The organism is Clostridium ljungdahlii (assembly GCF_001636845.1).
GTDB lineage: Bacteria > Bacillota > Clostridia > Clostridiales > Clostridiaceae > Clostridium_B > Clostridium_B ljungdahlii_A.
This window is the reverse complement of record NZ_LITT01000003.1, coordinates 88078-109959: the sequence shown is the minus strand read 5'-3', so window position 1 is coordinate 109959 and position 21882 is coordinate 88078. Positions and strand designations below refer to the sequence as shown.

Here is a 21882-nt window from a genome sequence, read left to right as displayed (position 1 = left end):
AATCGCCTCCTATTTATTTAATATCTAAAAACAATCTCCTTTGTAATTCCCCAAAAGTTTAAAATATACGCTTTCTTCTTCTATACCCTTTAAAGCATATCTAGTATCTTTATTCATAATATTTCCATCAAAATCAATGTAAAAGAAATACTGCCAGGATTTATTTATTATAGGCCTTGACTCTATTTTAGTCATATTCAAATTATTTTCATGAAAATACTTCAAAATATTACAAAGAGTTCCTGGTTTATGAGGCAGAGTAATCAATATACTTATCTTGTCACATTGTTTATCACTTTTTATGTCTTTTCCCATTATTATAAATCTAGTGTAATTATTGCTGTTATAATTTATATTTTCTTCTATTATGTCAAGTCCATAAAGCTTTGCTGCATTTTTACTTGCTATAGCAGCTTTACTTTTAACATTTTGCTCACTTACATATTGGGCACTTCTAGCTGTATTAAAATAAGGAATTAGTCTCCAATTTTTATGTTTTTCGAAAAATTTACTGCTCTGCATAAATGCTTGGCTGTGAGAATAAACTTCTTCTATATCGCAAACAGACGCTCCCTTTACTCCCAATAAATTATGATTTACTTCAATGCATTTTTCTCCAACTATATAAAAATCATATTCTCCTATAAGATCATAAACTTGTGGAATGCCTCCTGTAGAGGAATTCTCAATAGGAAGGACACCATACTTTATAGTCCCATTTTTTAGAGCTTCAAACACATCTTTAAAGCTTTCAAAGTTTAACGCTTCTGATTTATTTCCAAAATACTCTATCAGTGCTTCATGACTGAAAGATGCAGGTACTCCTTGAAATCCAACTTTAAATGCATCACTATTCTGCCCTTTAGCTTTAATTTCACTATTTTTAGAAGATTGTTTGAATTCTCTTTTTTGTATGTTTCTACTTATTTCCATAACATTCTTCAAAAAGGTTTTAGCTTCATCTTTTATAGATTTATCTTTAAGATTTTTCAAGTTAGCCTTTATTACCTCTTCTTCTCTTGACTTATCAAGTATATTCATTGAATTTTCCATTTTATATTCTGCTACTTTGCGAGATATCTTTGCCCTCTTTTCAAAAAGTTCAATCATTTCTTTATCTATCTTATTTATTTCATCTCTTAAATACTCCAAATCTTCCAAAACATCACCTCCATAAGTAATTTAATCTTCCATCAAATTGAGCAGTGAAAGCGCTGCAACTGCTTCTATTACTGGAACTGCCCTAGGTACAATGCAGGGATCATGTCTTCCTTTTATCTCTAAAAGTGCATCTTCTCTTTTCTCAATATCTACAGTTTTTTGAGTTTTTGATATAGATGGAGTAGGTTTTATACAAGTTCTAAATATAAGCGGCATTCCATCTGTAATTCCTCCTAAAATTCCTCCATTATTATTAGTGTAGGTTTTTATAGCATTATTGTCTGATATAAAATATTCATCATTTGCTTCAGAGCCCTTCATTTTTGATATATCAAAACCTTCTCCAAATTCTACCCCTTTTACTGCTGGTATAGAAAATAAAAGCCCCGAAATAGTACTTTCTACGGAATCAAAGAAAGGATCTCCTATGCCCGGTGGCAAATTTATAACTCCAGTTTCTACAATTCCTCCTAATGAGTCTCCTTCTTCTTTTACCTTTAAAATATACTGCTGCATTTTTTCACCACAGTTTTCATCTAAAACTGGAAATTTACTTTCAGAAAGTTTTTCTAAACTACTTTTTTCTATAGAAGTGAACTTAAAGGATTTTGGGTCTTCAATCGTACCTATACTCTTTATATGGCTTCCTATAAATACACCTTTTTCCTCTAATATTTTTCTACATAAAGCTCCTGCAAAAACTATAGGTGCTGTAAGTCTGCCTGAAAAGTGTCCACCACCTCTATAATCATTAAATCCCCTATATTTTATTCTCCCCGTAAAATCAGCATGACCAGGTCTTAAAAGAGATGCTGTTTTTTCATAATCTTTAGAATGAGTATTGCTGTTTTGTATCACTGCACAGAGAGGAGTTCCCGTTGCTCTTCCATTAAAATATCCACTTAAAATTTCAAATTCATCCTGCTCTTTTCTAGGAGTAGAAAGTTTACTAAAGCCTGGTGCTCTCCTTTTCATCTGCTTTCTTATGTATTCTAAATCAATTTCAGTTCCAGCCTTTAGTCCATCTATTACAATGCCTATGGCTTTTCCATGAGACTCTCCAAAAATTGATAACTTTATCTTATTCCCCCACATTCCACTCATCTATATTCCCTCCCAATTGTCTAAAATCTTGCCAGAAAGCAGGATATGATTTTTTAACATACTCAGCTTCTTCCATTATTATAGGATTTACACATTTTGAAGATATAACAGCTAGTGCCATTGCTATTCTGTGATCTCTCCAGCTTGTAACTTTTCCTCCCTTGAGTCTATCCTTACCATTTATAATAAGCCCATCATCTCTTTCTTTTACATCTGCTCCAAGTTTATTTAATTCCGTAGATATAGCCTTGAGTCTATCCGACTCTTTAATCCTAAGTCTAGCTGCATTTGTAATTTCAGTGGTACCACTGCTTACAGATGCCAGTGCTGCAAGTACTGGTACTAAATCAGGACACTGGGAGGCATCTATGTACGTTCCATGAGTTTTAGAAGGATTAACTTTTAAAGTATCACCTTTTTCTTCAATTTCAACTCCCATATCTTTTAATATCCTTATTACAGCCTTATCTCCCTGGAGAGAATTCATATTGAGCTCAGAGCACATAATTCCATCTCCAAGGGCTCCTGCAGTCATCCAGAAAGCGGCCTGAGAAAAGTCTCCTTCTATACTACAGTTATTTTTTTTATAGGTCTGATTTCCCTTAATTGAAAATTCTTTATAATCTTTTTTATCCACATAAACTCCAAACCTTTCTAGCATATTCAGTGTGATATCTACATAAGATTTAGATTCAAGTTCTGTGGTAACTACTATTTTTGAATCCCCATCTAAAATGGGTAGAGCAAACAAAAGGCCACTTATAAATTGAGAACTTATATTTCCCTTTACTCTGTATTCCCCAGGCTTTAACTTTCCATTTATAGTTAAAGGTAATTTACCTTTAAAATTTCTATAAAAAATTTTTTGCTTGTCAAATATATCATAGTAAACATCTAGAGGCCTTTCTATTAATTTATCTTCTCCCGTAAAAGTTACCTTTTCTCCTAAAGTGGCAGCTATAGGTATTAAAAATCTAATAGTAGAACCAGATTTAAAGCAGTGTATATTTGAATTTTTCATTCTAATAACAGAGCTACCTGTTACATTTAAAGTATGTTCATTTCTTTTAATATCTACTCCCAAAGCTTCCAAAGCACTACAAGTAGCTTCTATATCTTCTGAAAAATCTACATTTTTTATATTGCTTTCCCCTTGGGCTAAAGCGGAACATATGAGTGCCCTATGACATACACTTTTAGAAGGAGGAACTTGTATTTGCCCTTTAAGTTTAGTAGGCTTTATAGATACATATTTCATAAACTGCTTCCTTTCCATTTATTTGATTAGATTTTCAGGAAATAAAAAATTAGCTGCTTCAGATAATTTAGTATTTCTTATCTTGCTCTTTCCTGCTTCTTCGATCATTATTAAATTAATTTCATTTTTATCTGAAGATTTTTTATCCAGTGCTATGGTGTCTACTAAAACATTTTTATCCACACCCTGTATATAAACTGGAAGCCCATACTTTTTTAAAATATTTACCATATAAGAATAAGTACCCTCTTTAGTAATAGAAAGCTCTTCCGTTCTTCCTGTTATATATGCCATACCAATAGAAACTGCTTCTCCATGACTATATTTACTGTAATTATAATATCTTTCAACTGCATGCCCCAAGGTGTGTCCAAAATTCAACAGCATCCTATTTCCTAAATCTTTTTCATCTTCTTCTACCAATTTCTTTTTTATACTGCAGCATTTATATATTACATTTTCTATATTGTTCAAAGCTTCCTCTTTACTTTTATAGGAATTTAGATCTTCTAAAATAGTTTTATCTTTTATAAAACCATACTTTATAACTTCAGCCATTCCATCGCTAAAAAATCTATCACTTAAAGTTTTAAGTACCTCCGGATCTATAAATACAGCATCTGGATGATAAAAATTCCCCACTAGATTTTTTCCCCAAGGAAGATCCACAGCTACCTTCCCACCTATACTGCTGTCTACTTGTGCCAAAAGTGATGTTGGTATTTGAACATAACTTATCCCTCTCAAATAAGTAGCTGCTGCAAAACCTGATAAATCTCCAACTACCCCTCCTCCAAAAGAAACTATTACATCCTTTCTCTTTATCTTCAATTCACACAAATTTTCATATATTTTCTTTAACATATCTAAACTTTTGCTTTTTTCTCCAGGTTCTATAGATATGACATTTACTTTAAACCCGTTATCCAAAAAAGATTGCTTCAATTCTTTCATATATAATCTTTCAATATTTTTATCCGTAATTACAACTAAAGTTCTCCCCTCATAAACTTCCCGCAGCTTTTTTCCTATAGAAGTTAAAATTCCTCTTTCCATATAAATTTTATATTGTTTCTTTTTAAGATTTATATTTATAGAAATTGTATTCACCAAAATCACTGTCCTTATCTTTTAACTAATTTTCTTCTACTTGAGGATGCCTTTTCAAAAATATTTCTTATGGAATCTACATCTTTAGATATTATAGCTTTTTTTAATAAATTAATACTTTCTTCAAACTTCTCTATTTCTTCCACTAATATATCTGAATTTATAGTAAATAGTTCAGTCCACAGTGAAGTGTTAATTTGGGCTACTCTAGTTGCGTCCTTAAAACTTCCACCTATAAACATTTTTATGTCTTCTTCATTTTCTTCCTGTGAATTCATAAGAGATACTGCTATTACATGGGGAAGCTGACTTGTAAAAGTAATTATTCTGTCATGTTCTTCTGGACTTATACAAGTTACATTGCTGCATCCTATTTTTCTAGCCATTTTATCTATTAAATCAATACCCCTAGAGGTATTTTTAGCTGTAGGGGTTATTATGTAATTTGCACTTTTAAAAATATCTTTAGAAGCTCCACCTATGCCTTTAAATTCATTACCTGCCATAGGGTGTCCCGGCACAAACTCTAAACACTCTGGTAAAAATGAATTTATTTCACCTACTACACATTGTTTTATACCTGATGTATCCGTTATAATAGCACCGCTTTTTAAATACTTAAAATTATCTTCTACAAATTTAACTGTATCCTTAGGATAAAGAGCAATTATTATAAGATCAATTTTCTCTAAAAAGCTTCCACCATTTTCATAGGCTCTATCTATAATCCCCATATTTAATGCACTTTCAAGTGCATTTTTATCATTATCTATTCCAATAATTTGCTTAGTAGTCAAAGGCCTTAGGGCCATGGCATAAGACCCGCCAATAAGCCCCATTCCCACAATTGCTATATTAAGTTTAAAATCAGAATCGTCCAATCCATATTCCCCCTGCCTTAAAATTTTTACGCATTTACAGTATCATATGCTTTATGAATTGTTTTTCCTGGGATTTTGCTTATATCCTTCATAAGCTGTTCAAATACTTTTGGTTTTATGGATTGCTGTCCATCACATTTTGCATTAGCAGGATCATTGTGTACTTCTATCATAAGTCCATCAGCCCCTACTGCCACTGCTGCCTTAGCTAATGGCTCCACCATCCACCAAAGTCCTGCAGCATGACTTGGATCCACTATTACAGGAAGATGACTCAATCTTTTTATGGCAGGAATAGCACTTAAGTCTAAAGTATTTCTTGTATAAGTTTCAAAAGTCCTTATTCCTCTTTCACAAAGTATTACATTTTCATTTCCTTCAGACATTATATATTCTGCGGACATCAAAAGCTCCTGAATAGTAGCACAAAGTCCTCTCTTTAAAAGAATTGGCTTATTTGTTTTGCCCAGCTGTTTTAAAAGTTCGAAATTTTGCATATTTCTTGCTCCTACCTGTATCACATCCACATCCTCTACAAATTTGTCTATCATATCCGCAGACATAATTTCAGTTACTATAGGCAGCCCTGTTTCCTGCCTTGCTATTTTTAAAAGATCTAATCCTCTAGCTCTGAGACCTTGGAAGCTGTAAGGTGATGTTCTTGGTTTAAATGCCCCACCTCTTAAAAATTTAGCACCGCTTTTTTTTACATCTTGTGCAATTTTTACAATTTGATCTTCACTTTCAACAGAACACGGTCCTGCTATAACAGCCAGCTCATCCCCACCTATAGAAGCATTTTTTACTTTTATTACAGTGTCATCCGGATGAAATAACCTATTGGACAATTTGTAAGGCTGCTGTACTTTCTCAACATTTTCCACAAATTCATTAGCTCTTATTTTATCTGCATCCACTTTTGTGGTATCTCCAACAAGTCCTAATATAGAACATTCTTTTCCGTTTATTACATTCACTGTTACCTCGTTCTCCCTTTCAATTTTTTGTTTAAGCATATTTATCTCTTCCTGTGTGGTTTGTGGTCTCATAATAACTATCAATTTTTAGTACCTCCTAAAATTTTATATTTTAAAAAATTTATATTATTAACTTCTATGCTAGCTCTAGAAGTTATTTACCTTGAAATTTTAATTAATGATATAAAAAAGGCAGGGCTCCTAATGAGCTCTGCCTAAATTAATCAAATACATTTTGTGTACGTAAAATTATTCAATCATGTATCTACAATTATATTACTCATTAGAAAAGGATTCAATTTTTTTGGGAAGCAAAAGTAACTAGCGCTAAAATAAAAATAGCCCCAGCTAAAAGTAAAGTTAAAATAATATTTTTCACTTATTGCTCCTATTTCCTTTCTAATGATGTTTTTTATTGAATTTACCCTCCATTGCAAATAATGCCACTAATTTTATAAATTAATTCTTAATCTATTTGTTCTCAATTATAACATGTTTATTCTTTATGTCAACAGTAAGTTTCCAATTTTATTTATTTTTTATAGTATAAAATATGAAAACTTTTCTAAAACTAATGGAAAATTTTTTTAAACCATAGTATAATTAAATTAAACATTTTTTTAATATTATTAAAAATAAGTATATTATATAAAATTTATGTGAATGTAAAATGTTATTTTTAAATATACTATAATTTCAGGAGGAAAGAGCATGAACACGTCCAAAAAACTGATCTTTGCTTTTTTTATGTCAGCATCTCTTATGAATAGTAAGGGCTTGGTAAGTACTGTATATGCTGCTGATGTGCCAAATATGAGCAGTAGCGCTTATACTGCTGTTGGAAATATATTTGCAAAATCAGGATACACCGGGCAATGTACCTGGTTTACTTATGGAAGAGTACTTGAAAAATTAGGAATTGCACTGCCATCACAATTTTACGGTAATGCAGTGGACTGGTGGTATGCAAATGCCAGTTCAAACGTATACACTTACGGCTCGGAACCTAAAGCAAATTCTATAATTGTATGGGGTGGCGGTCCACATGGATACGGTCACGTTGGTTTTGTAGAAGAAGTAAGTGGAGATATTGTATACTTTAACGAAGGCAACTTCAATGTAAGAGGTAATTATGACGGAAGTGAAAAAACGCTTTCAAAAGAAGCTATAAAAAATAGAGGAAATTTATATCTTAAAGGATACATATATGTAGGAGATGGCAGGAAATCCATTCCAGCTAGTAATCCTTCGCCTAGCAGTAACAGTAATTCAGATTCAACTCCTGTTACTAGTATTTCTAAAACAGGAATTGTTAACATTTCAAATAGCAGTTCAACATTGAATGTAAGAAATGGGGCAGCTACGTCCTTTGGCGTTATAGGAGGATTAAAAAAAGGCCAATCCGTTTCTATAGTAGGATCAGTTGGAAGTTGGTACAAAATTAAATATAATTCTTCTTACGGATATGTGAGCTCTTCTTTTATAAATACGAGTTCGCAAGCTAGTCCTAGTAGTCAGCCTTCTTCTAACTCGGAAGCGCAATATTTATCTCAAGCTTCTGCGAAATCAGGTTATGTTAAACTTAGTGACAGTTCATCATCTTTAAACTTAAGAACATCTCCAGGAGGTTCTGTGATAGGCTCTCTTGCTAATGGTACCGCTGTAAATATATTAGGAACTAGTGGCAGTTGGTATAAGGTAACTGCAAACGGGAAGTCAGGATATGTTTCTTCTAGCTACATAAGTAATTCACAGTCCATAGTAGCAACTGCTGCAAGCGTTCAGTCTACAGCTTTGAAAACTGGTACTGTAACATTAAGTAGTAAATCTTCAGTATTAAACTTACGAAGTAATCCTTGGACTGGCCGTATTGTATCCACTCTATCTTCTGGAACCAAAGTAACCATAACAGGCACGGATGGACGTTGGTATAAAGTAACCGTTGGTTCCTTAACAGGGTATGTTCATTCAGATTACATCAAGTGATTCTTAGGTTCAGGTGGAGTTTGCTTATAAGGAATACCTTTTCTCCATCTGAACCTTATTAACAGTATTCTTAGTGTCTTCAGCACTTAGAATACGTTATCCTTTAGGGGAAGAACTTATCCAGGCGCGTAGCAGTGCTTATCCCCACTTTGAAGAAGATGGGGGGTATTAGCAATGGTAGTGATCGGATAAAATAAAAAAATAATATTGTGTAGAACTATCTACACAATATTATTTTTTTATTGCCAGAAAAACATTACTTTTCTTTATTTATCTTCACTTTCATTTTAATATTTAATTTATTCATTAAATAATTTTTATCTGTTCCATCATCAGGAAAAATAACGTAACTGCATTTAAGATCATACTCACTATACTTTTCATTCATGATTTTTATTCCACTGTAAACATATTCCATCTGATGAACAACTGAAACAACTTTTCTGTAATTACAATCTGGGACTACACTTATAAAAGTAGATAATCCGTATTTTTCAAATAAATCCGGTACCTTAAAAAGACTTCTCAACTTTTCATAAACCAAATCAAGTAAAATAAGATAACTGTCTTTTACTTCTATTTTCTCATCTTGTTCTGTATAGTATTTTTTTACCAAGCTTACCATGATAATTGAAAGCTTTTTATTTTGTGCCCCACATTTCACTATTTGTCTGGCAATGTACTCTTGAAAATTCAAATATACTATTTCTTCTGGCTTATCTGAATTTCTAGTAGATTTTATGAGTTTCGTTATTCTTTTAACTAAATTTTTACTATTGAAAGGTTTTAATATATACTCTGAAGTACCTTCTTTTATACCTTTTATAAATGCTTCTCTAGAATTTAATTTTGTAAGTATCATTACAGGAATGTTTAATTTTTTAGCCTTTATCTTTTTAAGTACTTCAAATCCATCTTCAGTGCTTAATCCCACCTCAAGTATTATCAAATTTATTTCTTCTTTTTTATCATATAACCTATTAAAGAACTCAAAGGAATTTCCACATTCATATACCCCAATTCCAGCATCTTCTAATACGCGTCTCACCCTATATCTTACATATATCATATCATCTAATATTATAACTTTGTTCATAATTATTCATCCTATAACATCAATATTTTAACCATCCCTTTTATTAAAATTAATTTTTTTCATATTCTATTTATCGTCCACTACTACTATTATTTTATATGTATATTACACTAAAGGTTCATTTCTCATATCATTCCACCGTCTACAGTTATTATCTGTCCTGTTATATATGCGGATGAATCACCTGCCAAAAAGCATACAGCTTTTGCTATATCCTCACATTGTCCAAATTTGCCCATAGGTATATCTTCCATTAAGTTTTTCTTCTCATCCTCTTTTAACCAGGAGTTCATTTCCGTATCAATTACCCCTGGTGCAACTGCGTTTACCCTTATATTCGAAGGTGCCATTTCCTTCGCAATAGATTTTGTAAAGAGATTTATTCCTCCTTTAGATGCAGAATAAATGGATTCACAGGCAGCACCTACGTTTCCCCACATAGAAGAAATATTTATTATAGATCCTGATTTTTTAGAAATCATATGTTTCAATACAGAGTGAGTACAATTAAGTACCCCCTTTAAATTCACATCTATAATAGAGTTCCACTCATCTTCTCTCATATCTATAAAAAGTCCTATTTTAGAAATTCCTGCATTATTAACAAGTATATCTATTTTTCCCATTTTACTTAAGGTATCCTGTACCATTTTTTCAGCATTACTATATAAACTAACATCTCCTTGTACTACCATTCCTACGGAACCAGCTTGTTTTATCATATCAAGAGTTTTATAAGCTTCTTTCTCATCTTTTTTATAATTTATTACTACATTCGCACCGCATTTTGCTAAATTTATAGCAATACTTCTTCCTATTCCTCTGGAAGCTCCCGTTACTATTGCTACTTTTCCACCTAAATTTTCCATATAAATTTCACACTTCCTACATTAACATAAAATTTACTTTTCAATTAATATTATACATTAAATTTACTTAAAATGTGAAGAAGTTCCTCAGACCCACTGGCATTTCTCATAGTATACAAGGATATGGTCCTATTTTCACTTGCTATTTCATCTATATTATCTGATATATCTATGGATGCTTTAGTTCCGTCATTTGACGAATCCACTATAATACACATTATTTTAGTTATTACTAAAAAAGACTCATCTATATTTTCCATAAGCCCACAAAACTTTTTTAATACAGATTCAAATCTCATTCCGTCCTTTTCATAATCTTTACTTATGTCCACCATTTTTCTGTAATCCGATAGAATATTTTCTTCTAAAATTTTCAATATACTTTCAGCTGATTTGGAGAGTTTATCTACCGATTTTAAAGCATTTTTTACATTTAATTGTATGTTACTTACCATATCAGAAGATTGCATAGCTAATTTTCTTACCTCTTCTGCCACCACCATAAATCCCCTGCCATATTCGCCGGCTCTTGCGGCTTCTATATTGGCATTTAACGCTAATATATTTGTTCTATCTGATATAGTTTTTATTTCTTCAGCCATTATAGAAATATTTTTTACTACTTTCACATTTTCCAGTGCATGTCTTAATCCATCACTGTACTGTGTATAATAATTTTCAAAGTCATGTTTTGAGCTTTCCGTATCTCTTTTAATATTTAAAGTCCTTTCCCTTATGCTTTTTGCAAGAGCCAAGCCTTGGTTTGCCTCTTTTACTGAATTTTGTATTCCATGCTTTACATTTGATATCTTTTGGTTCACTTCTTCTATAGAAGATAAGTTCTCCTGCATATCAGAACATATTTGTGAAGATTTATCTGAAACCAACTTTATTTCCGAATGCGATTTTTCAAACATTTTATTTACATTATCCGCATGTTCCAAAGTTTCTCCACTTTTTAGTTTTACTTGTTCTATAATATACTCTATTTCATTCATTGCATAGTTTAATGCTGAAGCCGTATCTCCAAATTCATCTCTTTTATCAATTTGTATTCTATAATTTAAATTAAACTTTGATAATTCCAGGGCATACTTTCTTATTTTATGCAGTGGTTTTTTTATAGCTCCGGCTATAAATAACCCTATAAAGAATCCTATTAAAATAAATAGAACAGTTATCATAATTATTTTGTATTTTAACATATTTACTTCACTAAATATTTCACTTTTATCTATAGTAAGTCCCAGCGACCAATTTAAGTCAGCTATTGGAGCATAGGCCATAAACATATCTTCATTATCTTTTTTATAGTATCCCGAGCCACTTTTACCCATTATCATATTTTTTTCTAAACTTGCCAGTTCATTTAAAGAATGATCTTTATTTTCGTCTTCTATAGTATTATCTTTATTTAACACCAGTTTCAAATCCTTATGTGCTACCTTAACCCCTTCCTTATTTATTATAAAGCAGTATCCGCTTTTACCCAGCTTTTCACTTTGAACTAATTTATTTAAGCTTTCCATACTTATATTTGAAAATAATACTCCTACAATTTTTTCATCAGAATCTTTTATTGGAACTGCCACCGCCATTATCTGCTGCCCGTCCGTATTCATCACTGGATCTGAAATAGATATTTTTCCATTTAATGCACTTTTGAGATAATAATTCTTGGTGTCATCTAAATTAGCTTTTGTCTTTTCACCAGTTTGCATATAAATCATACCACTTGAATCCATAACATTTAAGTTCACATATTCTAATTGTTTTGCTCTCATCTTAAGAAGAGGTATCTGCATTGAAGTATTCATGGATTTTATAATATCATTTGATGCTAACTCTTCAATTGCTTTAACATCCTGTTTTAAAGTTGCATCTATGAGTTTAGAAGATTCTACTGCCCTACTTTCAAGTGAAGATTTTATACTATCTTCCATGGCTCTATAAGCACTGTAATAAGCTGTCACTCCTAATATACTGCATATAAATATTATAAGTATTCCAATCTCACAAACTATTTTCACTCCCACACTGTTTAAAAAAGATAGATTAAACTTTTTCTCCTTACCAAAAGATAACTTTAAGACGCTTAAAAATAATTTTTTTAACATAAAATTCCTCCAGTATATAAATTTACATTAATCATATCTTTTATTTTAATGTGGTATTTTTAAGCTGCTGTTAAATAGAACTTTTTTTAACGTAAATTTAACCTGTGATAACCAACATGTATATTCCAATGAAATTTGCAATAATATATTTGAATTGGTTTTTTTAATATGATATAATTGTGATAATTTAAAAGGGTCGGATGAAAATAATGGAATTGAATTTTTAAACCGTTATTAGACGAACCTCTGGAGAGACTCTTATGAGCACCGAAGGGGAAAGCCAAAGTTGGGTGAAACTCTCAGGTACAAGGGACAGAGGATTTTATACAAAATGATAATTATTGAGTTAATTAATAGTTATTGTTTAAAATCTTATTTTCCAGAGACTAATTTAATTTGGTCTTTTTTTTTATCTGATGGCTACCTACTGTAACACTCCACTTCTATCAAAGTGGGAGATAACAGTAGCTACGCCTCTAGATAATTCATCTAAACTTAGTGGTAGAACAAAACTCTAAAGAGAAAGCGATTCACTTTAAATCAAAGATTTAAGTTCTCTGCTTTTCCCACTAAGTAAGATTCATCGATAATTGCTAATAATATAATTAATCAATACAAAATATTTTAAAGGAGATGGATTATAAAATGAAATCATTTATAACCGTACTTGGAGAAGACAAAACTGGTATTATTTACAAGGTAACTTCCGTACTATTTGAAAATAACATAAATATTTTAGACATAAACCAAACTCTCATAGAAGGCTATTTTACAATGGTAATGCTAGTGGATTTATCAAAAATGAAAACAGATTTTGTAGGACTAAAGAATGACCTTGAAAATAAAGCTAAAGAAATAGGAGTTGTCATTAAGCTTCAACGAGAAGACATATTCACTTCTATGCACCAAATTTAAACTAAGGAGTTGAGTTAAATGATAAATACTAAAGACATTATAGAAACCATAAACATGATTGACAAAGAAAACCTAGACATAAGAACCATAACTATGGGTATCTCTCTTTTAGATTGTATAGATAGTGATGGCAAAAAAGCAAGAACTAAAATTTACGATAAAATAACTAAACAAGCTGAAAACCTAGTAAAAACTGCCAAGGAGATTGAAACGGAATATGGTATACCCATAATACATAAAAGAGTATCCGTTACACCTATTTCACTCATAGCCCAGTCAAGTTCTGATAAAAGCTATGTAGAATATGCCAAAATTTTAGATAAAGCTACCCAAACTTTAGGTATTGACTTTATTGGAGGTTTTTCAGCACTTGTACATAAAGGTTATACTAAAGGTGATAAGATACTTATAGAATCCATTCCAGAATCTCTAGCTGTCACTGAAAAAGTCTGTTCTTCTGTAAATGTAGGAACTACAAAAGCAGGAATAAACATGGATGCAGTAAAAGATATGGGAAGAATAGTAAAGGAAACTGCCTATCTCACTAGAGAAAATGAGAGTATAGGTTGTGCAAAGTTAGTAATATTTTCAAACGCGGTAGAAGATAATCCTTTCATGGCAGGAGCCTTTCATGGAGTTGGAGAAGCTGATTCCATAATAAATGTAGGTGTTAGTGGTCCTGGCGTTGTAAAATGTGCTCTAGAAGAAGTCAAGGGGCAAAATTTCAATGTAGTTGCAGAAACAATAAAAAAGACAGCTTTTAAAATAACAAGAATGGGTCAATTAGTTGCTGGAGAGGCTTCAAAAAGATTAAACGTTCCTTTTGGTATAGTAGATTTATCACTTGCACCTACACCTGCTGTAGGAGACAGTGTTGCAAGAGTTCTTGAAGAAATGGGCCTTGAAAGCTGTGGATGCCCAGGTACTACTGCTGCTTTAGCATTATTAAATGATGCAGTCAAAAAAGGAGGCATAATGGCAGCATCTCAAGTTGGAGGATTAAGTGGTGCTTTCATACCTGTAAGTGAAGATGAAGGTATGATAAGTGCAGTAAATTCAGGGTCCCTTAACCTTGAAAAATTAGAAGCAATGACTTGTGTATGTTCTGTAGGTCTTGATATGATAGGTATACCTGGTGATACTCCTGAATCCACTATATCTGCCATAATAGCAGATGAATCTGCTATTGGAATGATTAATAATAAAACAACTGCCGTAAGGGTAATCCCTGTTTATGGAAAAAGTGTCGGAGATGAAGCAAATTTTGGAGGACTTCTCGGAAAAGCACCTATAATGCCTGTAAGTAAATTTTCAAGTGAAACTTTTATAGCTAGAGGTGGAAGAATTCCTGCTCCAATTCACAGCTTTAAGAATTAATTTTTCCACTATGGGATTTACAAACAAAATCAACTTATACTCCGGATATTTTTTACAACCTTCAGTTCGTTAAATATTTTGATAAGACTAAGCAAAAATATTTAAAAGAACTTCATCATTATAAAAATATACTCGCGTATAAGTTGATTTTTTGCTTGAGGAAATTCCATAATTAGAAAATTCAAAATAGAAACACAATATCTTAAAAGTTTTCCCTTATAAAAACGAATATAAAGTTTTTCCACTTAAAAACTCCATATATTCTTAATGTTGAATATAAACTTGAATATAAGTATAAATAAAATTTAATTTTACTGTAAACATGTTTAGAAATAAAATAATATTACGATAACATATACATAGTTACTATATATTGCTATTCTAATGATTTATATGAGGTGAAATAGTATGTTGTCAAAAAAGAAATTAGTTCGAATAAACGAATTAGAACCAGGAATGATATCAGCAAGTGATATAACCTTTGAAAATAAAATGCTGTTAGCTAAAGATATTGCCATTACGGAATCGGCTATAGAAAAGCTAAAACAAAATATTATTGTGGACGAAGTAGAAATCTACGTAGAAGATACTTCCGAAGATCCTTTAACTGCTAAGATCGAAACGGTAGAAGAACTTGAGAATACTTTTAATGAATTTTCTTACAACTTGGAAAATATATTTGATACCATATCTAATTTAAAAGCTCCTGAAATAAAGGAAGTAAGAACTTTTTCGGAAAAAATACAGGAAGAGTTTAATTCTACAGGACTAGTTATTAAAAATATAGTATTCCATGGAAGTGGCAATGACACCATTTACAGACACAGTGTAAACGTAGCAGCTGTAAGTTTTATACTTGGAAAATGGTTGGGGTTTAGCAAAAGGGATATAAACTTATTAACTTACTCAGCTGTATTACATGATTTTGGGAAAATCAAGATAAGTACAGATATTATAAATAAAGAGGGAAATCTCACCCCAGAAGAATACAAAATTTTCAAAACTCACCCTGCCATAGGTTACAATTTTGTAAAAGAAATCCCTTATTTAGATTCTTCCGTAAGTTATGGTGTATTGATGCATCATGAGAAAATGGATGGCTCTGGATATCCACTAGGTATTAAAGAAGATAAAATTCATAAATTTGCTAGAGTAATAGCTATTGCAGATTTATTTGATGATTTGAGTTCCAACAGATATTGTAAAGAACTAAGCGGACCTTTTGAAGCTTTAGAAATTATTCAACAGCAAAGCCTTGGAAAACTGGATTGCCAATATTGCACTATGTTTTTAAATCACATAGTAAACTACTACATGGGTGAAAATGTACTTTTAAATAATGAGCAATGTTGTAAAGTTATCCAAGTTGACATGAATGATCTGAGAAATCCCCTTTTACTTGATGACAACGGGTTTCTTGACTTAAAAAAGGAAAAAGATTTATATGTTAAAAAGCTGGTTATTTAATAACCAGCTTTTTGTTCACTTTTTATAACATTTTGTTTTACAGTTGTATACATTTACTAATAATTAGCGTCAGTTCCATATAATAATTACTAAATCCTTGCTTTTTATATACGATATAGTATTATAGACTATGGTTTAATTAATTTTTAACAAACTATTATTACATTATATAACATAGGAGGATACTATTCATGATAAAATTTACCGATAATGATAAAATTGACTTAGACTTATTAGAAATACAGGATGTTTTGGATATTAATACACTTCAAAAATTTCAGGATAACTTTGCTGATAGTATGAATATTGCAAGTGTTACAGTTGACAAAAACGGACAGCCTGTAACAAGACCGAGCTCTTATACTGACTTTTGTTTAAATCTCACCCAGTCAACTTCCAAAGGAACTTCCCGCTGTGCAGAGTCACACAGTAGAGGAGGTGCGGAAGCAACAAGGCTTGGTAAACCATATATTTATACTTGTCATGCAGGTTTGATTGATTTTGCCGCTCCTATAATAATAGAAGGTAAATCAATAGGAACAATACTTGGTGGACAAGTTGCTTATTCTAAAGTAGATGAATCAATCGTTAGAAAAAATGCAGCAGAAATGGGTATAAATGCTGATAAATATGTAGATGCATCAAACAAAGTCTACATGGTAAGTGAAAAAAGCGTAAGAGCTGCTGCTGAAGTTTTATTTGTCGTGGCAAATGCACTTTCTAAAATAGGTTACGAGACACTTTTACTTGGTATATCTACTAAAAATTTATCTGAAAATTTTGGTCAAATTTCAGCAACTATGGAAGAATTAGCTGCTTCAGCTGTAAATGTAAGCAACAATCAACATCTTTTAAATGAGGAAATAAGCAGAGTCAAAAATATATCTATGGATATAAATTCTATATTAAACTCCATAAAAAGTATTGCAGATCAAACAAAAATGCTTGGTTTAAATGCTTCTATAGAAGCAGCTAGAGCCGGAGAAGCTGGAAAAGGATTCAGTGTAGTAGCTGCAGAGATAAGAAAACTATCTCAGGATTCTAAAGAAACTGCTTCTAAAATAACAGATCTTACTAAAAAAATACAGGAATCTGTAGATAAGGCACTAGAAACTTCTAACTCCACTTTTGAAACTACAGAACAACAGACATCTGCAATAGAAGAAGTATCTGCTAATGTCCAGGAAGTTTCCGTAGTAGCAGATACCTTAAGTAACATGGCAAACAAGAAATAATTAGGAATTAATAGTTAAGAATTAATAGTTATGGATGATTTTCTTCCGTTTTTCACTATTAATTCTTAACTAAATTTTTGTACATATAAAATTTTTTTAGTTGAAAGCTGAGTTTTTTACTCAAATATAATTTTTAATTATTGATGTGTATAAGTTTATAGGTCCTATAAATTACTGATTTTTTATTTTAAATCATATCTTTTTAATAACATCCACGTATTTTTATTCCACATGTAAAGGGATATATTATCAAAGTACTCGTCAAAATCACAGGGATATTTGTTCACATAATCCCACATTTCTTTAAATTTATCCTGTATCCTCTTTGACACTATAGTACAATGAAATACTTTATTTTTACCCTCGTTGGATTTGAAATTTATCCATGGAATTTTACTAAGTTCATCTATAAGTGTATCATGTGTTTTCTTTGCCTCAGGTGACACCTTCACATCCATATAAATTACATCTTCTCTAAACTTACCATATCCCTGGATTTTTATTTGAGTCTTATGATTGCTTTTCTGAAACTTTTCTAAAACCTTCAACATATCCTCAATTTTATCCGTTTCAAAAGGTGCTTTTATTGTAAAATGTGCCGATAATTTAGCTTTTCTCTTTTTAAATCTATAGCATACATCATTTCTCAACTTTTCATGAAATTTTAGTGCATTACCACCTATAGTACATACAAGAACATAGCGTTCCAATTTTATGCCTCCTTTCAATGCAAATATTCCGTATATATTTTCACCATATTTAAAATTGAAATACCTAATTTTATTTTTTGTCCGATGACTACCTGCTCTAATACTCCCACTTCTCCAAGTGGTAGTAAAGAGCAGCTACGTCCCTGGATAACGATTTCTAAGCATCAGGTGGAGTCAAAACTCCATCTGATGCCAAGAACTCTGTTTATCAATGCTTTATTATAGTTAAAACTAAACTTATTAAAAATGTTATTGCAGAAAGCAGTACAGCCAAAATCAAAAAAGCCGTTATGAGAACATTATATTTAGTTATATTTTCAATGGATAAATATTTTGTCCATCCAACAACATTAAGAATTAACAATACTAAAAATATAGTAATTAATCCTCCTGTAGCTCCTCTAATATCCGCATAGCTCAATGATATATGGGAACATATGCAGATTGCTATAAATAAAAATATATAAAAATATATATTATGAAAATTGGCAGTAGAAAATATAGTTTTTACTAGGACTTTATACATACTGAATATATGTACAGCTGCAGCTTTGTTTATAACAGTTACATGCGAATTTACCTTTAAAATACTTATAAATTCATCATAAGCTCTAGGTATCATAAAATGCATTAGCCCAACTACAGATAAGATACCTCCAAATATAGGTGCAGTTCCAATAAAAAAGTTTCCTATCTGCTGGTAGATACTATTTTGATTATAACTATGCTCTACATATCCCATTACCCCATTTTCATCAGGTCTTTGCAGAAGCTTTACAGCAGTTATTTTATGTCCAAAAATAGCTGCAAATATTGCATGGCTCATTTCATGTACCGGAACTCCTATAAAACCCGTTATCATTATGGATTTCATGCCAAAGCTTCTAGCAAAATTTTTTATAGTGTAGTTTCTCATAATTCCAAGTAACATTCCAACTAGTATTATTATACCTGTCAAATACACTGTTTCTATACAGGCCCTAATTAACATTTGTATTAAAAATTCCATATTTATCTCCTTTAATAACTTTACTTTTTATATTATTTCATAAACTTAAAGGTCTATTAAACATATATTTATAACAATCTTCTTCCTTAAAGCCGCATTTCAAATATAATTTTTCAGCATACTTTGTCCAGAGAAATTTACTTGTATCTTTTATAGCCGGATAATTATTTATAAATTCAATTAGCTTTTTTCCCAATCCCCTTCTTCTATACTCTTCATCAATAATTACATCTAATATTAAACTGTAAACAGCATAATCACTTACAACTCTTGCAAATCCAATCTGTTTACCTTTATGATAAATTGCAAAACAAAGGGAGTGCTCAATTGTCTTAGCAATAACTTCAACAGGTCGGTTTTTAGCCCAGTGAGATTGTCTTAGTAAATTACAAACTCCTTCTAGTTTCATTTTGTCAACATCATCTGTAAGTATGTATTCACCATCTACTATTTCCATTGCAAAAGCTCCCTTCTAAAGTTTCATTTTAATTTACTGCTTTTTTAAATACTATAAGATATGTTCTTTAATATATATTCCCATATTGCAAGAGCAGAATTTTTCTTGCCATCTACCCTATCTAAAATTTTTTTCAACTCTTTTATACTTTCTGTATAAGATGAATTTTCTGCTGCAATTTTTACTGCAGATTGTATGTTACTTGCATTCCATTTGTGTATAGGAATTCTTATTGCCCCACCTCTAGCTGCTACATTATCAAGATTTATCTGCTGCTCCGGCTGTATAGCAAATCCAACAATAGGTGTCCCACTTGCAATAGCAGTTTGTATTGTACCCTGTCCACCATGAGATATAACCACATCTGCAAGTGAATTAACTAGGGGCGCTGGTACAAATGCATCTGTTATATAAATATTTGAGCTATCTTTTGCACAGGCAATTGCTTCATCAATTGGACATACTGCCTTAGGAGCTAAAATTACTGCACTCCATTTCTTACCTATACCTTGGGTTAACGCCTTTATAGCCTCAAACAGGTATTCCTTTTTTCCTGAACTTCCAAGGGTACAAAAAATTTTAAAATTGTTGTTATCAGGGTTAAAAACTTTTAAAATATTTTTATCTACTACCCTATCATTTAAAGAAGATGCATACAATGGTCCTACAATTTTAAAAGTATCTGGAAGCTTGATATCCTTATAAAATTCCTCAAAGTCATTTACAATTGTAAAGTCAGCTCTCAGCATATCAAATAAATTATTTATAGCTTGTCCTTCGTAATTAAACTTTCTAAAAGCCTCTATAATATTAGTCTGTATAAATGATGGATTTTTTAGCATTAAAGATTTGGGTATAGATCTTATTATTTTTTTACGAAGCTTTAATGGCAGATAGGTTAGGGGCTTTACCATGTCCGGAATATCTTTCATTAATTTATTAAGAGTGTCTTCATGTAAAGGTATGGGAAGATAGCAAATACCAGGCACTGGTTTATTAAGCATTCTACGTGCAATACCTGCTATTGGGTAAAAGCCATGTATAACTACATCAGGCTTTAATTCATTAAGTGCATCAATTTCTCCCTTAATCAATTCAAAAGCAAGTTTTTTATCACCAATTAAATTAAAACTAGTTGGTTTAAAATCCTGATTAAATCCTATTCCAGGAAGTTTAGGATCACATTTATAAATTTTAAATCCATTATGAATTACTTTTCCTTCAAACTTACTCCCTGTAGATAAAAAAACTATATCTATTTCATAGTTCTCAGGACAAAATTTTCTAATTCCATCTGCTATCTCCAGAGCACGCGTTGCTTCTCCAGCATCTGAAAGTATAACTGAAAAAACAATATTTAAGTGCTTTTTCATGCTTATATGTCTCCTTCCAATACAATTTTTACCAGATATATCGTTTATAAAACTTTAAATTTACCTCTGCAATTTCCTTTTTCAACTAATCCAATAGAGACTTCATCATGAAAATGTTCTTTGCATGAATGTATTGAGTTTTCACATTTTTTTATTTCTACATTTCCATTATAATCACTGAAATAATATCTTATTCCCTGCATTTTTCCTCCACATTACTTTTGTATATACTATTTATAAGAATATCAATAAATAGTTGCCTTTAATTGAATACTAGTATATTTTATAGTATAGGTTACTTTTTTTAAGATTTCAATTATGTATACATAAAACTTATTGACAAAATTTATGGAGGCGATAAATATATGATAACTATTCAAGAAAAAGCCCTTAAATATGCTAAAAAAATTCAAGGCTGTTTTCTAATTAGGACTCGCTCTAACTGCATAAGCTGCTGAACAGGTGAAATGACGAAAGTCACAAATCTCAGTGTTGAGGTTTTAAAATATTTTAGTAAAGAAGAAATTTATGATGAATATGAATACTGTGGAATTAAAATTTATATATTGAGTAGTTTAATTTTAGAAGAAAACGTTAATATATTCATGCTCCCTAAAATTCCATTCATGAAACCTGCTTTCAGTGCAAATGGGATAAAGTATAATTAAAAATTAAGAGTTAAGAATTAATAGTTAAGGATTTAACCTAAATTTATGAATTCAATAGGCATACTTTGTAAATACTAAATATGTTAAAAATTATTTATAGAGGAGGAAGCAT

Annotated in this window: 20 protein-coding genes and 1 riboswitch; of the genes, 6 read left to right on the top strand and 14 right to left on the bottom strand. The window is 31.2% G+C overall.

The annotated features are described in order from the left end of the window. Positions 1-24 precede the first annotated feature (24 nt). From pheA to aroF, 6 genes are read right to left on the bottom strand one after another with little or no spacing between them, the layout of a single operon-like run. A complete protein-coding gene (gene pheA, locus WY13_RS01800; RefSeq protein WP_063554005.1) occupies positions 25-1161 on the bottom strand; it encodes a prephenate dehydratase in 1137 nt (378 codons plus the stop codon). Between the two features lie 21 nt (positions 1162-1182). Further along, a complete protein-coding gene (gene aroC / locus WY13_RS01795) occupies positions 1183-2265 on the bottom strand; it encodes a chorismate synthase (RefSeq protein WP_063554004.1) in 1083 nt (360 codons plus the stop codon). Then, on the bottom strand, positions 2243-3523 hold the full coding sequence (gene aroA / locus WY13_RS01790; RefSeq protein WP_063554003.1) for a 3-phosphoshikimate 1-carboxyvinyltransferase: 1281 nt from the start codon (positions 3521-3523) through the stop codon (positions 2243-2245). The genes aroC and aroA overlap by 23 nt, the downstream gene beginning before the upstream one ends. A gap of 18 nt (positions 3524-3541) precedes the next feature. Continuing rightward, positions 3542-4633: a 3-dehydroquinate synthase gene (gene aroB / locus WY13_RS01785; RefSeq protein WP_082848345.1), complete on the bottom strand. Its 1092-nt coding sequence runs from the start codon at positions 4631-4633 to the stop codon at positions 3542-3544. Between the two features lie 14 nt (positions 4634-4647). Next, positions 4648-5514, bottom strand: coding sequence for a prephenate dehydrogenase (locus WY13_RS01780; RefSeq protein ID WP_063554002.1), 867 nt, complete (start codon positions 5512-5514; stop codon positions 4648-4650). A 26-nt stretch (positions 5515-5540) separates the two neighbouring features. Then, on the bottom strand, positions 5541-6575 hold the full coding sequence (gene aroF / locus WY13_RS01775; RefSeq protein WP_063554001.1) for a 3-deoxy-7-phosphoheptulonate synthase: 1035 nt from the start codon (positions 6573-6575) through the stop codon (positions 5541-5543). Positions 6576-7202: 627 nt separating this feature from the next. Between aroF and WY13_RS01770 the strand changes: the two genes are divergently transcribed. Next, positions 7203-8477 carry an SH3 domain-containing protein gene (locus tag WY13_RS01770; protein WP_063554000.1) on the top strand — a complete coding sequence of 425 codons (1275 nt, stop codon included), beginning with the start codon at positions 7203-7205 and terminating at the stop codon, positions 8475-8477. A gap of 256 nt (positions 8478-8733) precedes the next feature. Here the strand turns inward: WY13_RS01770 and WY13_RS01765 are convergent, their stop codons facing one another. The 3 genes from WY13_RS01765 to WY13_RS01755 all read right to left on the bottom strand — a co-directional run bounded on the left by WY13_RS01765 (position 8734) and on the right by WY13_RS01755 (position 12559). Further along, a complete protein-coding gene (locus tag WY13_RS01765) occupies positions 8734-9573 on the bottom strand; it encodes a response regulator transcription factor (protein WP_063553999.1) in 840 nt (279 codons plus the stop codon). A gap of 125 nt (positions 9574-9698) precedes the next feature. Further along, positions 9699-10442 (bottom strand): elongation factor P 5-aminopentanone reductase, encoded by a 744-nt coding sequence (gene ymfI, locus WY13_RS01760; protein WP_063553998.1) that lies wholly within the window; start codon positions 10440-10442, stop codon positions 9699-9701. A gap of 50 nt (positions 10443-10492) precedes the next feature. After that, on the bottom strand, positions 10493-12559 hold the full coding sequence (locus tag WY13_RS01755) for a methyl-accepting chemotaxis protein (protein WP_063553997.1): 2067 nt from the start codon (positions 12557-12559) through the stop codon (positions 10493-10495). A gap of 236 nt (positions 12560-12795) precedes the next feature. Further along, positions 12796-12885: riboswitch (glycine riboswitch) on the top strand. A 319-nt stretch (positions 12886-13204) separates the two neighbouring features. Here WY13_RS01755 and WY13_RS01750 point away from each other — a divergent pair. From WY13_RS01750 to WY13_RS01735, 4 genes are all read left to right on the top strand, one after another. After that, positions 13205-13474: an ACT domain-containing protein gene (locus tag WY13_RS01750; RefSeq protein WP_063553996.1), complete on the top strand. Its 270-nt coding sequence runs from the start codon at positions 13205-13207 to the stop codon at positions 13472-13474. An 18-nt stretch (positions 13475-13492) separates the two neighbouring features. Beyond that, on the top strand, positions 13493-14851 hold the full coding sequence (locus WY13_RS01745) for a PFL family protein (RefSeq protein ID WP_063553995.1): 1359 nt from the start codon (positions 13493-13495) through the stop codon (positions 14849-14851). Between the two features lie 408 nt (positions 14852-15259). Beyond that, a complete protein-coding gene (locus WY13_RS01740) occupies positions 15260-16318 on the top strand; it encodes an HD-GYP domain-containing protein (protein ID WP_063553994.1) in 1059 nt (352 codons plus the stop codon). A gap of 191 nt (positions 16319-16509) precedes the next feature. Beyond that, positions 16510-17553: a PocR ligand-binding domain-containing protein gene (locus WY13_RS01735; RefSeq protein WP_063553993.1), complete on the top strand. Its 1044-nt coding sequence runs from the start codon at positions 16510-16512 to the stop codon at positions 17551-17553. Positions 17554-17735: 182 nt separating this feature from the next. On the opposite strand, the gene WY13_RS01730 is transcribed toward WY13_RS01735, so the two are convergent. The 5 genes from WY13_RS01730 to WY13_RS20770 all read right to left on the bottom strand — a co-directional run bounded on the left by WY13_RS01730 (position 17736) and on the right by WY13_RS20770 (position 21305). After that, positions 17736-18263 (bottom strand): 2'-5' RNA ligase family protein, encoded by a 528-nt coding sequence (locus WY13_RS01730; protein WP_063553992.1) that lies wholly within the window; start codon positions 18261-18263, stop codon positions 17736-17738. A 208-nt stretch (positions 18264-18471) separates the two neighbouring features. Beyond that, a complete protein-coding gene (locus WY13_RS01725; protein WP_063553991.1) occupies positions 18472-19272 on the bottom strand; it encodes a hypothetical protein in 801 nt (266 codons plus the stop codon). Between the two features lie 37 nt (positions 19273-19309). After that, entirely contained in the window at positions 19310-19729 is a 420-nt protein-coding gene (locus WY13_RS01720; protein WP_063553990.1) for a GNAT family N-acetyltransferase, read from the bottom strand. Positions 19730-19773: 44 nt separating this feature from the next. Beyond that, positions 19774-21102, bottom strand: coding sequence for a nucleotide disphospho-sugar-binding domain-containing protein (locus WY13_RS01715; RefSeq protein WP_063553989.1), 1329 nt, complete (start codon positions 21100-21102; stop codon positions 19774-19776). Between the two features lie 44 nt (positions 21103-21146). Next, positions 21147-21305: a hypothetical protein gene (locus WY13_RS20770; protein WP_156498941.1), complete on the bottom strand. Its 159-nt coding sequence runs from the start codon at positions 21303-21305 to the stop codon at positions 21147-21149. 264 nt (positions 21306-21569) lie between these two features. On the opposite strand from WY13_RS20770, the gene WY13_RS21460 reads away from it, so the two are divergent. Then, positions 21570-21770 carry a hypothetical protein gene (locus WY13_RS21460; protein WP_063553988.1) on the top strand — a complete coding sequence of 67 codons (201 nt, stop codon included), beginning with the start codon at positions 21570-21572 and terminating at the stop codon, positions 21768-21770. The last annotated feature ends 112 nt before the right edge of the window (positions 21771-21882 follow it).

Excerpts from the sequence above, each read along its gene's own strand:
- aroC (WP_063554004.1), bottom strand. The coding sequence starts at position 2,265 with ATGAGTGGAATGTGGGGGAATAAGATAAAGTTATCAATTTTTGGAGAG.
- aroA (WP_063554003.1), bottom strand. The coding sequence starts at position 3,523 with ATGAAATATGTATCTATAAAGCCTACTAAACTTAAAGGGCAAATACAA.
- WY13_RS01770 (WP_063554000.1), top strand. The coding sequence starts at position 7,203 with ATGAACACGTCCAAAAAACTGATCTTTGCTTTTTTTATGTCAGCATCT.
- WY13_RS01765 (WP_063553999.1), bottom strand. The coding sequence starts at position 9,573 with ATGAACAAAGTTATAATATTAGATGATATGATATATGTAAGATATAGG.
- ymfI (WP_063553998.1), bottom strand. The coding sequence starts at position 10,442 with ATGGAAAATTTAGGTGGAAAAGTAGCAATAGTAACGGGAGCTTCCAGA.
- WY13_RS01755 (WP_063553997.1), bottom strand. The coding sequence starts at position 12,559 with ATGTTAAAAAAATTATTTTTAAGCGTCTTAAAGTTATCTTTTGGTAAG.
- WY13_RS01750 (WP_063553996.1), top strand. The coding sequence starts at position 13,205 with ATGAAATCATTTATAACCGTACTTGGAGAAGACAAAACTGGTATTATT.
- WY13_RS01745 (WP_063553995.1), top strand. The coding sequence starts at position 13,493 with ATGATAAATACTAAAGACATTATAGAAACCATAAACATGATTGACAAA.
- WY13_RS01740 (WP_063553994.1), top strand. The coding sequence starts at position 15,260 with ATGTTGTCAAAAAAGAAATTAGTTCGAATAAACGAATTAGAACCAGGA.
- WY13_RS01735 (WP_063553993.1), top strand. The coding sequence starts at position 16,510 with ATGATAAAATTTACCGATAATGATAAAATTGACTTAGACTTATTAGAA.
- WY13_RS01725 (WP_063553991.1), bottom strand. The coding sequence starts at position 19,272 with ATGGAATTTTTAATACAAATGTTAATTAGGGCCTGTATAGAAACAGTG.
- WY13_RS01720 (WP_063553990.1), bottom strand. The coding sequence starts at position 19,729 with ATGGAAATAGTAGATGGTGAATACATACTTACAGATGATGTTGACAAA.
- WY13_RS01715 (WP_063553989.1), bottom strand. The coding sequence starts at position 21,102 with ATGAAAAAGCACTTAAATATTGTTTTTTCAGTTATACTTTCAGATGCT.
- WY13_RS20770 (WP_156498941.1), bottom strand. The coding sequence starts at position 21,305 with ATGCAGGGAATAAGATATTATTTCAGTGATTATAATGGAAATGTAGAA.
- WY13_RS21460 (WP_063553988.1), top strand. The coding sequence starts at position 21,570 with ATGACGAAAGTCACAAATCTCAGTGTTGAGGTTTTAAAATATTTTAGT.